The organism is Aminobacter sp. P4_H6_2, from assembly GCF_056400805.1.
This window is the reverse complement of sequence record NZ_JBFUKO010000100.1, coordinates 1-12,599: the sequence shown is the minus strand read 5'-3', so window position 1 is coordinate 12,599 and position 12,599 is coordinate 1. Positions and strand designations below refer to the sequence as shown.

The following is a 12,599-nucleotide window of genomic DNA, read 5'->3' as shown; positions in this document are numbered from 1 at the left end:
AGGTCACGGCAGCTATGCTCATGACCACGATCCTGAGGCGGAACTTGCCGCTGTTGCTCTGGAGAAACAGGAAGCCGGTGAGCAGGATGGCCGACGTGCCAAACAGGCCCCAGGCGCCGCGCGAGAAGGACAGGAATATGCCGCCGGTGACGATGAGCAGCGGCACAGCGTAGATCGCCATCTTGAGCGGATTGCCGATCAGCACACGATACAGCAGATAGATGCCGGGCAAAGCGAGGAATGGCCCGAACACGTTAGGGTCCTGGAATGCTCCCGCGGCGCGGTCGAATTTTGTGAACATCTCAGCCCCAGGCACAGCGCCGAAGTAGCCAAGGATGCCGAGCACTGAGGTGACGACGCCAGAAGTGACCCAGGACAGGAAAATGACCCGAAACAATCCGGGGTTGGCCTCGGTGACCGCCGCAAAGAAGACCGCGGTGAATCCCAGGAACAACGACACCGCCAGATAGAGCGGTGTGCCCATCAGGTCCGACATCTGCGTCATGGCAATCATGCCGCCGATGTTGAACGTCACGATCAGCACGACCAGCGGAGTGATGGCGCGCGAAATGTGCAGGCCAAACAGTGACCAGACGGCAATCAGCCCGGCCATGTAGAGCTCGTAGGGTGCCGGCTCGCGGAGGACAAAACCCGAAAGCAGCACGCCCAGCGCAATGGCGCCGGTAGAGATGAGCCCGATCAGCTTGGCCTTGATCGCGGCTCGCGGCAGCTCATAGGTGATCGCGCTCAATAGGCGTTTTCCGTATCAAGCAGGCGGATCGGGGTCAGGAACAGGATCTTGATGTCGAACCAGAGCGACCAGTTTTCGATATAATAAAGGTCGAACTCGGTGCGCTTGCGGATCTTCTCGTCGGTGTCCATCTCGCCGCGCCAGCCATTGATCTGCGCCCAGCCGGTTACRCCGGGCTTGRCCTTGTGGCGAGCGAAATAGCCGTCGACCACTTCGTTGTAGAGCAGGTTGTGCGACTGGGCGGCCACCGCATGCGGGCGAGGCCCGACCAGCGACAGGCTGCCGAACAACGCATTGAAGAACTGCGGCAGTTCGTCGATCGACGTCTTGCGGATGATGCGGCCGACACGGGTGACGCGCGGGTCGTTCTTGGTCACGCTCTTGCGGGCCGTCGGATCGGACTGCTCCGCATACATCGAGCGGAACTTGTAGACCTCGATCACCTCGTTGTTGAAGCCGTGGCGCTTCTGCTTGAACAGCACCGGCCCCTTGCTGTCGAGCTTGATGGCGATGGCGGTAACCAGCATCACAGGCGAAAAGACGATGATGCCAAGCAGGCTGAACACGATGTCGAAGGCGCGCTTGGCGACCGAGTCCCAGTCGTTGATGGGCTTGTCGAAGATATCAAGCATCGGCACCGCGCCGATGTAGGAATAAGAGCGCGGCCGGAATTGCAGCTGGTTGGAGTGGGCCGACAGCCGGATATCCACCGGCAGCACCCACAGCTTCTTGAGCAGTTGCAGCACGCGCGTTTCCGCTGTCAGCGGCAGCGACACGATCAGCATGTCGATGCGCGCTATCCGGGCGAATTTCAGCAGTTCGGACACGGTTCCGAGCTTCGGATAGCCAGCGACAATCGGCGGCGAGCGTTTGTTGTCGCGGTCGTCGAAGATGCCGCAGATGCGGATGTCGTTGTAGGGCTGCTGCTCGATCGAGCGGATAAGCATTTCGGCGGCCTTGCCGCCGCCGACTATGACCGCGCGGCGTTCCATGCGTCCATTGCGCGCCCAAAGGCGGATGACGCGTGCCATGATCAGGCGCAGGCCGATCAGCAATGTCAGCCCGGTCAGGAACCAGCCGCCGAACAGGAGACGCGAATATTCTGACGAAACCTTCATGAAGAAGGCAGCAAGGGCCATCAGCGCGAAGGCCGCCGCCCAGCACAAGGTGATCCGTCCGATGGTGGCGCCGGGCCGCATCAGCGATTGCAACTGATAGCAGTCCATAATCTCGAAGAACGCGACGGCAGCAAAGGACGCAGCCAGGATGACGAATGGATATTGCCAGCCGAGATGGCCGAGGAAGCCGACGTGATAGGCGTAGAGGGCGAGCCCCGAGATGAACAGAAGGCCGAACTCCGCGAGGCGCAAGGCACCGCTGACCATGACCGGGGACATGGTGTCGCGCCGGTACTGTGCCGCCACCTCCTGGGCAACACTGCTGAGCTTGGCGGCATCGGACTTTTTACCGTCGCCGCTAGCCGCCTTGACGGCTTCCGCACTGAAGCGGCGCTTTGGGTCGAAATTGGTCATTGTCGTCGATCTGTCACCGGTCGCCGGATTGCCAGATTGACATATCAACGATGAACTAAGAAACCCTTGAACAGGGTGGGTGCCTTCAAATTGTGTTCAGCCGCCTCTTGGTGCAAGCGCTGCGAAGTATGCTTTTTCGACGTCGCGAGCCATCACCGCCACGCCAAAACGTGATTTCACGGTGCAGATGTCCGGCATCAATGCCGCGTAGCCAGCAGGCGATTGCAAGGCCGCGAGCATTTTCTGGCTGATCTCGGCAGCATCCGGACTTACCAGGGCAGGCGAGGCCGATCCCAGAATTTCGGGAATGCCGCCAACAGCCGTTGCCACGATCGGCTTGCCGGCGGCAAGCGTCTCCAGCACGATATAGGGCATCGCCTCAGCGCGCGACGGAACGACAACGACGTGGGCAAGCGCAAAGGCCTCACGCGCCGGCATCGGGGCCATGAAGCGAACCTTACCGGTAAGGCCGAGCCTTTTTGCCTGCGCGTGATAGCGCGGCAGATCCTCGCCGTCGCCCACCATCACGGCCGTCACGTCGCGACCAAGAGTTTGTCGCGCCTTGTCCAGCGCATCAATGAAGAGGTCGGGTCCCTTCAGGTCGCGCATCATGCCGATATAGAGAAAGTCGGCGGCCCCCGGCAGCGAAAGCACTGGCTCGAACTCCGCATCGCGCAAGCCATTGTAAACAAGGCTGTTCGACACGCGCGGCTCGCCGACCTTGCGGATGAACGTGCGCCGTTCGTAGTCGGAGACGAAAAGCAGGTGGTCGGTGAAACGTTCCATCAGGCGTTCAAGCCCGAAGAACAGCTTTCCGGTCGCGGTGGTTTCGTCATAGTGCAGGGAACCGCCATGCGGTGAGTAGACGCGGGCCACGCAATACCTTGAAACCCGCAACAGTGAGCCGAACGCACGTGCATAAACGCCACCCTTGGCGCCATGCCCGTGCAGCACGTCCGGCCGCAATTCCTTGATGATCTTGTAGGTGCGCCAGCCCGAAGCGATGTCGCCAGGGCCGATATGGCGCTGCATCGACGTACGTCTGATCCCAAGCGCCAGCATCGGCTTGATCGCTTCGAACAGACGCTCTTCGTGTTCGCCGCCGGTGGTTGAGTCGCAGATGATGCCGACCTGATGGCCAGCGGCCACCTGTGCTTCCGTCAAATCGCGCACATGCCTGAAGATGCCGCCGACCGGCGACCTGAAGCAGTGGACGATCCGGAGCTTGCGGGGCGCTATCTGCACGGCGTCTTAGAACAGCCGCTCGCGGACGTAGATCGTGTCGCCGGGCAGCAGAGGATCGGTTGTCAGCACGCGGCCGGTCATCACCTTGCCGTTGATGTCGCGAGTGATGTCGACATTGCCCTGGTTGGCACGGGCGCTGTAGCCGCCGGCCATCGCCACTGCCTTCTGTACAGTCAGGCCTGGAACATAGGAATACTGCCCTGCGGCACCCACTTCGCCCATGACGAAGATCGGACGGTAGCGATCGACCTCGACCGAAACGTCCGGATCGCGCAGGTAGCCCTGGCGCAGCTTGGCAGCCAGGGCCTTTTCGACTTCCTGGGCGGTGTAGCCACGTGCCGGCACGCCGCCGACGAGCGGGAAGGAGATATAGCCCGACTGGTCGACACTATAGGTATTGGTCAGGCCTTCCTGTTCGAAGACGGTGACGCGGATGCGGTCGCCGGCGCCGAGACGATAGGGCTGGTCGAGCACTTCATGAAAGGCAGCAGGCGCGGGGCGATAGCTCGAGCAGCCGCTGACGATCAGCATGGCCGCGAGTAGCGCATGGCAAAGGGGAAGGGAGCTTTTCATTTTCGGCAGACACACCTTCGACTGCTTGCCGCCACGCTGCGGGGTATCGGTTCGCGACTGTTATCGTCTTGTTAGGGTTAATGCTCGGTAAAGGGAGGCGTCTTCTTGCGCGCATCAGGTCGAGCGCTGCGTAGTGACGTTAACGCCTGGGTTACCATGTTTGTTTACCGTGCAGTCTGCTCAGCCTCGGAGTAGGAATTGCATGTCTGGCGTCCAATCCACTGCCGGTGATGTCGATGTCGATCTCGGCCAGCTCTTCGCCAGTCTTGCGAGGAACTGGCTGCGCTTGGTGCTGTTTTCCCTGGCGGTCACCGGCCTGGCCTTTGTGCTCGCCTCTCTGGCTACCCCTCAATACCGCGCCGAGACGCGCCTGCTGATTGAAACGCGCGAGTCCGTTTTCACACGCCCCGACGGTAGCGCCGGCAACGAGGCACCAGTCCTCGACGAGGAGGGGGTCACCAGCCAGGTCGAGGTCATCGGTTCAACTGATATCCTCAAGCAGGTCGCCAAGAAGCTCGATCTCGCCAGCCGGCCAGAATTTGACGCCGCATCTGAAATGTCGACGATTTCGCGTCTTCTGGTGATTGCCGGCCTCAAGAGCGATCCGAACGAGCTGCCTCCTGAAGAACGTGTGCTCAAGGCCTTCCGCGAGAAGCTGACCATCTATCGCGTTGAAAGATCGCGCGTCATCGTCATCCAGTTCTCTTCGGCGGATCCAAAGCTTGCGGCAGCCGTGCCGAATGCGATTGCCGAGGTCTATCTCGACTTCCAGCGCAGCTCCAAGCTTGAGTCGAGCACCGAGGCGACCGATTGGTTGAAGCCCGAAATCGCCGATTTGAACAAGCGCGTCAAAGATGCCGAAGCGCGCGTTGCAAGCTTCCGGTCGCAGTCCGACCTGTTGGTCGGCCAGAACAACTCGGCGCTTGCCACCCAGCAGCTTTCCGAACTCTCCAGCGAATTGTCGCGCGTTCGTGCCAACCGCGCCGCCGCCGAAGCAACCGCGCAGAGCGTGCGTCAGGCTTTGAAAAGTGGCGGTTCGATCGACGCGGTGCCAGAGGTTCTGTCCTCGGGCCTCATCCAGCGTCTGCGCGAACGCCAGATTCAATTGCGGAACGACATTGCAGATCTTTCAACGACCTTGCTTCCCAACCATCCGCGCATCAAGGCGCTCAATTCCCAACTCGCCKACCTAAATGTGCAGATCCGCGCGCAGGCCGAAAAAGTTCTGGCGGGGCTGGTCAATGAAGCCGCGAGTGCTGATCTTCGCGAAAAGCAGCTGGTTGCCGACCTCAATAGGCTGAAGGTCGAATCAGGACGCGTGTCGGAAGAAGAAGTCGAACTTCGTGCGCTGGAACGCGAAGCCGCGGCACAGCGCGCATTGCTCGAATCCTATCTCACCCGCTATCGCGAAGCTGCCTCGCGCCAAGATCGCAACTATCTGCCGGTGGATGCCCGCGTCTTTTCGAGCGCGATCGTGCCGTCTGAATCTTACTTCCCCAAGATTGTCCCCATTGTCGGCGCGGCATTCGTCGGCTCGCTGTTGTTGATGGCGATCTTCACGCTGCTACAGGAGCTTTTTTCAGGCCGTGCCATGCGCCCGGCGGCAGGTTCCCGCGTCACGCCGGTCACCCAGGTGGCGATGCCTGTCCGTCGCGTGACAAGCCTGGCGGACGAGGGGACATCTTGTCAGTGGGATAACGCCGAAGAGCAGGCCGTCACGGCTGACCTTGCCGATTACGATCCCAAGGAGCAGTTGGTTGCCGCCCAAGAGGAGCTACGCGTATCGGCACCAATGCCCCCGGTCGCCCATGCCGGCGTCAGCATCGAAACGGCGGCCGAAAGGTTGATCGCCGGCGGTGCGGCTCGTGCCATCTTCATTTCGCCCGAGGGCGACGATGCGGCGGCGACAGCAGTGCTTGTCGCACGCGAAGTGGCCGATACCGGCCTACGCGTTTTGTTGCTCGACCTGACCGCCACAGGTGCTGCATCGCGGCCGATGCTCGATGGCGGCCGCTATCCCGGCATTACCAATCTTCTTGCTTCGGAAGCCCAGTTCACCGACGTCATCCGCGCCGACCACTATTCGGATTGCGATGTCATGCCGGTCGGCACGGCCGATCCGGCACGCGCCATGCGCGCTGCCGACCGCCTGCCGATCATCATGGAATCGCTGACGACTGCCTATGATCTGGTGGTGGTTGAGTGCGGACCGGCCGATGCCGATGAGATCAGGCGCCTTGTCGGCGATGGCACGGAAGTGCTTGTCAGCTTCCTTCGCCATGACGAAGAGATCGCCGATGCGGCCGACGGCCTGCGCGCGGGCGGCTACCAGGATGTCATCCTTGTGACCCCGGTCGGCCATGAGTTGCCGACGACACCGCAGCCGACCCGTTCGGCCGCCTGAGGGTCAATCGTCCTCGACGGGCGCGGCCTTGCCGCGCACGCCGGACCTCAGCCGCTTGACCAGAGCCCATAGCGTAGCGTTGTTTTTGATCGCCCCCTTCATGCGCGACGTTGATCGCAGGCCAAGCGCGTAGAGGCGGCCCTTTGCCGTCAATGGCACCAGAACATCGGCGTGTTGGATCTCGATATCGCACCAATGGCGCTTGTAGGGTTCGTCGCCGACGCTGAAGTCGTAGACAGCGAACCCTTGGTGGCAGGCCTCGGAAATGTTGTCGAAGAACAGGTATTCGCCGGGGCTGGCATAGGCCAGTTCGTCGTCGGCGATGGCCCCGAATTCGCAGATCAGGCGGCTACCGGCCCGGCTCGAGCCGGTGACCGCGCGGTATTTGCCTGCGACCTCCAGCCCATGTAGCACAAAGGACGGTTTGTCATGCTGCAGCGCATCGACGAAAAGTTTGCGGAAAAAGCTGCGTACCTCCGCGTCGGCAAATACGTCGGTGATGCCCATCGCGCCAAATCGCTGCTGCTTCATCGCGAAGAAGGCGTCGAGCATCGCGTTTGCGTCGGCGGCCGTGGTCGCAACAGTGCGCCGTGTACCGCCAACAGCCTCGTATTTTCGCTCCTGGCTGCGATGCCGCTTGCGCTTCTTCTTGCCGTTGGTGCGGGTGAGAACCGCTTCGAAGCCGCCGCCCAGATTGACTGCGAGCGCCACATTCGGGCTCGGTGCGAAGCCCAGCTTGAACAGCGGGTTGGGTAGGTCGTGGAGTTCGGCAATCAGGCGGTCGAACGCTAAAAGATCTACATCCGGACGCGCTTTCCTGATCGAGCCGACGAGCGCGTCGATGTCATGCGTGTTTGCTGTTGCCAGCCAATTCCTATCCACTGCCGGAAAATTGCCGTTGGCGTGCGTGCCGCCCAGGAAGCGTGCAATACGGAACGGTCCTTCGCGACTGACTTCAAGCGCGACAGCGAGCACAGGCCGCCCTTTGGCGCTCAAGGTCGCAATGACAGCGTCGGTCTTGTTGGTGTCGATCCAGGCTGACACCCATTGCGGGCTCTGCGCCGGTGCGTAGATGTCTGTGAAGCTCCCGTAGGCGTTGAGGGCTTCGTTTGAGAGCGGAAAGGCAACGGCCGTTGCCGTGTCGCCGAAATCTGCAGCCGGAGGCGACGCGCTGTTTTCCCTGGCGGCTGTGGCGTCAACCATACTTCAATCCTTGCCGGTTATTGATCGGCACCTGGAGCAGTCCTCTTCATGCTCGATGCGACCAAGCCTATGCGTCAAAGGTGAAGGAATGATCGACGTAGCCCGAAAGCTAGCCTTCCTGCTCATCGGATATGGTGGTCTGAGCGCACTAGCCAGGCCGCTGGTCGGCGGCGTCGGTGCAATCCTCATGCTTCATCGCGTGACCGCGTTTCTTGAGCGTCCGGAAAGCCCGAACCGCCACCTCAGCGTAACACCGCTCTTTCTCGATGTGCTGCTCGGCGAGATGAAGCGAATGGGCTATGCCTTCGTGACGATGGACGAGGCGGTGGCGCGTTTGCGCATGGCCGCAAAAGGCGGACTGTTTGTAGCATTGACCGCCGACGACGCTTATCGCGACAACCTGACCGAGGCTCTTCCGGTTCTGGAAAGGCATGCCGCGCCCATTGCGATCTATGTCGCGCCGGGCCTGACGGGCGGGGAGGTTGATCTATGGTGGGAAGTTCTCGACGATATAGTCGCGGCTGGCAGGGCGCTTTCGATAGCCATGCCGGGCGGCGAATTGAAGCTCGATTGTTCCACGCCGGAAGGCCGCTCTGTAGCGTTCCGGCGCCTGGCCGACCACATCACCAGCGAGGTGCGGGAAGAAGATCAGCGTACGGTCTTGCGCGGCTGGGCCGACATGGTGGGCGTCGATGCTTCCGCCCCCAACCGCAAGCTTTYGATGGATTGGAACGAGATCAGGCGCTGCGCTGGGCATCCGCTGGTGACCATCGGTGCGCATACGGTCCATCATTACAATCTCAGGCGGCTGAGCAAGGAAGCGGCACTGCGCGAGATTTATCGTTCGCGCAGCATGATCGAGGCCGAGCTTGGACGCGCGCCACGCCATTTCGCCTATCCCTATGGTTATGCGGCGGCGGTTGGCTTGCGCGAAACCGAACTTGCGCGCGAGGCCGGCTATGTCTCGGCCGTGACCACGCGACACGGCGTGCTTCGGCCCGAGCATGCTGGCAGCCTGCACGCGCTGCCACGTCTTTCCGTCAATGGGCGTCACCAGGAACTGGTAGCGATGCGAGCCATGCTGTCGGGCGCGACGACCCTGATGTCAAATCGCGGCCGACGCCTCGTGACGGTCTAGGGTTTGGCTGATTTGGGCGGCTTGACCATCCATTTGATGATCCACATCGCCGGCAGGATCCAGAGCAGGCCGCTGAAGAAGAAGAAGGCCAGGTGCACGACCGGGCCGGACTGGGAAAGCTGCGCGACCGCCACCATGGTTGCAATCAGCGCGTACACGATCACCAGCAGCACCAGCAGCACGGTTCCGATCAACTTCTTGACGCGAACGGGCATTTCTTGATCCTTTATCCAGGCCTCGCATAGTCGCTCCGGCCAGTCGACGCAACCGCCGAGGATACGCCGCTATGCGGCGCGACTGCGTGTCGCGTAGGCTGAACTTGCCAGAGAAGCCGCTATGGTCCACCAGTCCGGCGAGTTTCGAACGAGCCGGGAACGATTGTCATGTCCGCGATGACCAATACTGCTGCACCGCTTGCTCAACGCGACAGGGAACTGCACAACCGCGCGCTCGTTCGCGGCTGGCTCTACATTGTGCTGCTGGTTCTGTTCGCGCTGGTCATGGTCGGCGGTGCCACGCGCATGACCGGTTCCGGCCTCTCCATCACCGAGTGGAAGCCGATCCATGGCGTCATCCCGCCGCTCAACCAGGCGGAATGGCAGGAAGAGTTCGAAAAATACCAGCAGATCCCGCAATATGAGCAGGTCAACAAGGGCATGACTGTTGACGAGTTCAAGGGCATCTTCTGGTGGGAATGGGCGCACCGGCTTCTCGCTCGCGGCGTCGGTTTCCTTGTCGCCATTCCGCTTGCCTTTTTCTGGCTCACAGGCCGTCTCGAACGCCGGCTCAAGCCGCGTTTGGTAGGTCTGCTGGCGCTCGGCGGCCTGCAAGGCTTCATCGGCTGGTGGATGGTTGCTTCGGGGCTGTCGGAACGCGTCTCGGTGAGCCAGTACCGCCTGGCGATCCACCTGACCTTTGCCTGCATCATCGTCACGGCGGTTGCCTACATCGCACGTGGGCTGGCGGCCTACTCGCAAGCGCCGGCAAATCGCCAGGTCCAGCGTTTTTCAGGCATCATGGTATTGCTGGTGCTGTTTCAGATCTATCTCGGCGCATTGGTCGCCGGTCTCCATGCYGGCCTTTCCTACAACACCTGGCCGCTGATGGATGGCGCCATCATTCCGGGCGATCTGCTGGTGATCGAGCCTGTGTGGCGCAACTTCTTCGAAAGCCCCAAGACTGTGCAGTTCATCCACCGCATGTTCGCCTACACCGTGCTGGTGGTTGCACTTTGGCATGCCTTCTCGACCATGCGGGCAGCACCCAAGACGACGCATGCGCGCCGGGCCTGGATGCTGGTGATCTTGATCCTTGGTMAGGCGGCCATTGGCGTTGGCACATTGCTGATGCAGGCGCATATGCATTGGGCGCTGCTGCATCAGGGCTTTGCGCTGATCGTGCTGATCTTCGCCACCGCCCATTGGCGCGGCACCAAGGGGGCTTACCCCTTGGAAAACGACGTCGAGATCAGAAGCTAGCCCGCACGTTGCGGACTGCCGCGACAACGGTGAGTCCGCTGTTTTCGTCGGCGTCGTTGCGGTCTTCGGCGTGCCAGGATGCCGAAAGACAACCCCAGGCAATGGCATGATCGAGGATCGCGTCGGGGCGCTGACACAGCGTTCTGGCGAAACTCTCCGCCATATAAGCGATGCGCTCCGGCTCGATGCAGAGATCGCCGTGGCGATCGAGCGGATTGTAAAAGAAATTCGCTGCGTCGAAGCCTGGATCGCCCAGGATGCCCTTGGGATCGATCACCAGCCAGCCGCGTTCGCCGTGCAGGACATTCTCGTGGTGCAGGTCGCCATGCAGCACGCGCAGTTCGTGCGGGTTTGACAGCAGGCGCTCCGCAATGACCGCTGCCTCTAGGTAGAGGCTCTCACTACCAACATCACGATCAGCCTTGGCCTTCTTGAACAGGCTCGCGAAACGCTTCCGCAACGGCTGTAAATCAGCCGGAGGCGGAACATCCGAGGGCGAAAGCAGCTTGGCCAACACCTCATTGGCGATGTCGGTCGCGTGCCGGTCGCCATGCTCGTTCAATTCGTCGACAAGGAGCCGATCGCCGGCATATTCGAGCAGCATGTTGTGCCCCTCGAAGCCGAGCAACCGGACCGCGCCGACGCCATCGCGCCAGGACAGGTAATGCGCGCCGCGAAGCTCGTCGCAGACGTCGTCGAAGGGCTTGAGCGCCTTGACGACGGCAGGGCTGCCATCGGCAAGTCGCACCTTCCAGATGCGGCTGGAAAACGTTTCGGCAATGAGCTGGGGATCGCTGATATTCCAGTGATCCGGCCAGCGGCCTGGAACGGCAGCCTGATCCATCTTAGTGCTTGAGCCCGAGCATCAGGTCCATGTTTTGGACAGCGGCACCCGAGGCGCCCTTGCCGAGATTGTCGTAGACGGCGATCAGCAATGCCTGCGCGCGGCTGTCATTGGCGCTGACATAGACCTTCATCTTGTTGGTGCCGTTGAAGATTTCGGGCTGGATGTCGTCGCTGCGCTCGAAGTCGATGAGCGGCGCGACCTCGATCACACCGCCCTTGAGGCCGGCATAGTGGTCGGCGAGTGCCGCGTGCAGTTCCGCACCAGTCGGCACCTTGGCAAGGCGGCCCAGTTGCAGAGGAACCACGGTGATCATGCCCTGCGCGAAATTGCCAACGGCCGGTTGCATGATCGGATCGTGCGCGAGCTTGGCGTAAGTGCGCAGCTCAGGCACGTGCTTGTGCTTGAGCATCAGGCCGTAGGGCAGGAACTCGGGCGAATCCTCGCCCAGCGCCTCGTAATCTTCGATCATCTGGCGGCCGCCGCCGGAATAGCCCGAGATACCGTTGACGGTAACCGGGAAGTCCGCCGGCAGAAGCCCCGCCGCGATAAGCGGCCGCAGGCCGGCTATCGGCCCCTGTGGCCAGCAGCCGGGGTTGGCGACGCGCTTCGATGCCGCGATCGCCTTCATCTGCGCTTCGTCCATTTCCGGAAAGCCGTAGGTCCAGCCGTCCGCCACGCGGTGGGCGGTCGATGCGTCGATGACGCGCGTGGTGTTGTTTTCGATCAGCGCGACGCTCTCCCGCGCCGCATCGTCGGGCAGGCACAGGATCGCCACATCAGCCGCGTTGAGAAATTCGGCGCGCGCCGCCAGTTCCTTGCGGCGCTCGACAGGCACCGAAATGACTTCGAGGTCATGGCGCCCGGCGAGCAGCGCCCTGATCTGCAGACCGGTGGTGCCGTGTTCGCCGTCGATGAAGATTTTCGGTTTCATGTCTGTCGTTCCGTCGAAAGTTTCAGCATTTCATAAGCTTATGGCCGGATTCGGACTCAAGTCGGCAAGTCCTTGAAACGTCGTCTCAGGCTTTGTCGCGTGCCTTCTTCTCGGCCAGCAGGCCAAGATAGTGCATGGCGACCGTCGAGCCTGCGATGGCCGTAATATCGGCATGGTCGTAGGCCGGCGCAACCTCGACGACGTCGGCACCGACAATATCGATCTGGGTCATCTGGCGCAGCACCGACAAGATCTTCGCCGAGGAGGGGCCGCCCGCCACCGGGGTGCCGGTTCCTGGCGCATAGGCTGGGTCGAGACAGTCGATATCGAAGGTGACATAGGTTTTCTTGCCGCCGGTGCGCTCGGCGATCGCATAAGCGATGTCGGCGGCCCGCATCTCCTCGACCTCGTGGCCATAGAGGATCTTGATGCCGAAATCGTCAGGTGCATGGGTGCGGATGCCGATCTGGATCGAGCGGTCRGGATCGATGATGCCC

General features: G+C 61.6%; 11 protein-coding genes and 1 pseudogene. 3 read left to right on the top strand and 9 right to left on the bottom strand.

The features are described 5' to 3' along the window. From AC1DUU_RS10655 to AC1DUU_RS10640, 4 genes and pseudogenes are all read right to left on the bottom strand, one after another. Positions 1 to 751 (bottom strand): annotated as a pseudogene (locus AC1DUU_RS10655) (hypothetical protein); the annotation flags it as partial. Then, positions 748 to 2,283 carry an undecaprenyl-phosphate glucose phosphotransferase gene (locus AC1DUU_RS10650; RefSeq protein WP_476783389.1) on the bottom strand — a complete coding sequence of 512 codons (1,536 nt, stop codon included), beginning with the start codon at positions 2,281 to 2,283 and terminating at the stop codon, positions 748 to 750. The gene AC1DUU_RS10650 and the pseudogene AC1DUU_RS10655, both read right to left, overlap by 4 nt. A 96-nt stretch (positions 2,284 to 2,379) precedes the next feature. Continuing rightward, positions 2,380 to 3,522 carry a glycosyltransferase family 4 protein gene (locus AC1DUU_RS10645; protein ID WP_476783390.1) on the bottom strand — a complete coding sequence of 381 codons (1,143 nt, stop codon included), beginning with the start codon at positions 3,520 to 3,522 and terminating at the stop codon, positions 2,380 to 2,382. A gap of 12 nt (positions 3,523 to 3,534) precedes the next feature. After that, complete coding sequence (locus AC1DUU_RS10640; protein WP_476783388.1) at positions 3,535 to 4,101, bottom strand: polysaccharide biosynthesis/export family protein; 567 nt, start codon at positions 4,099 to 4,101, stop codon at positions 3,535 to 3,537. A gap of 202 nt (positions 4,102 to 4,303) precedes the next feature. Between AC1DUU_RS10640 and AC1DUU_RS10635 the strand changes: the two genes are divergently transcribed. After that, positions 4,304 to 6,505 (top strand): GumC family protein, encoded by a 2,202-nt coding sequence (locus AC1DUU_RS10635; protein WP_476783387.1) that lies wholly within the window; start codon positions 4,304 to 4,306, stop codon positions 6,503 to 6,505. A gap of 3 nt (positions 6,506 to 6,508) precedes the next feature. Here AC1DUU_RS10635 and AC1DUU_RS10630 read toward each other — a convergent pair whose 3' ends face one another. After that, positions 6,509 to 7,708: a GNAT family N-acetyltransferase gene (locus AC1DUU_RS10630; RefSeq protein WP_476783386.1), complete on the bottom strand. Its 1,200-nt coding sequence runs from the start codon at positions 7,706 to 7,708 to the stop codon at positions 6,509 to 6,511. Between the two features lie 88 nt (positions 7,709 to 7,796). On the opposite strand from AC1DUU_RS10630, the gene AC1DUU_RS10625 reads away from it, so the two are divergent. Then, a complete protein-coding gene (locus AC1DUU_RS10625) occupies positions 7,797 to 8,846 on the top strand; it encodes a polysaccharide deacetylase family protein (RefSeq protein WP_476783385.1) in 1,050 nt (349 codons plus the stop codon). Here the strand turns inward: AC1DUU_RS10625 and AC1DUU_RS10620 are convergent. Continuing rightward, the gene (locus tag AC1DUU_RS10620; protein ID WP_476783384.1) at positions 8,843 to 9,061 is read right to left on the bottom strand and encodes a DUF2842 domain-containing protein; all 219 of its coding nucleotides are present in this window, start codon (positions 9,059 to 9,061) and stop codon (positions 8,843 to 8,845) included. The genes AC1DUU_RS10625 and AC1DUU_RS10620 overlap by 4 nt on opposite strands. Positions 9,062 to 9,229: 168 nt before the next feature. Between AC1DUU_RS10620 and AC1DUU_RS10615 the strand changes: the two genes are divergently transcribed. After that, the gene (locus AC1DUU_RS10615; protein WP_476783383.1) at positions 9,230 to 10,324 is read left to right on the top strand and encodes a COX15/CtaA family protein; all 1,095 of its coding nucleotides are present in this window, start codon (positions 9,230 to 9,232) and stop codon (positions 10,322 to 10,324) included. Here AC1DUU_RS10615 and AC1DUU_RS10610 read toward each other — a convergent pair. The 3 genes from AC1DUU_RS10610 to AC1DUU_RS10600 all read right to left on the bottom strand — a co-directional run. Continuing rightward, complete coding sequence (locus AC1DUU_RS10610; RefSeq protein WP_476783382.1) at positions 10,314 to 11,168, bottom strand: aminoglycoside phosphotransferase family protein; 855 nt, start codon at positions 11,166 to 11,168, stop codon at positions 10,314 to 10,316. The two genes, AC1DUU_RS10615 and AC1DUU_RS10610, sit on opposite strands and share 11 nt — an antisense overlap. A 1-nt stretch (position 11,169) precedes the next feature. Continuing rightward, the gene (argC, locus tag AC1DUU_RS10605; protein WP_476783381.1) at positions 11,170 to 12,102 is read right to left on the bottom strand and encodes an N-acetyl-gamma-glutamyl-phosphate reductase; all 933 of its coding nucleotides are present in this window, start codon (positions 12,100 to 12,102) and stop codon (positions 11,170 to 11,172) included. A gap of 85 nt (positions 12,103 to 12,187) precedes the next feature. Then, positions 12,188 to 12,599, bottom strand: a 412-nt coding sequence (locus AC1DUU_RS10600) for an arginase family protein (protein ID WP_476783380.1), incomplete at its 5' end; no start/stop codon positions are given.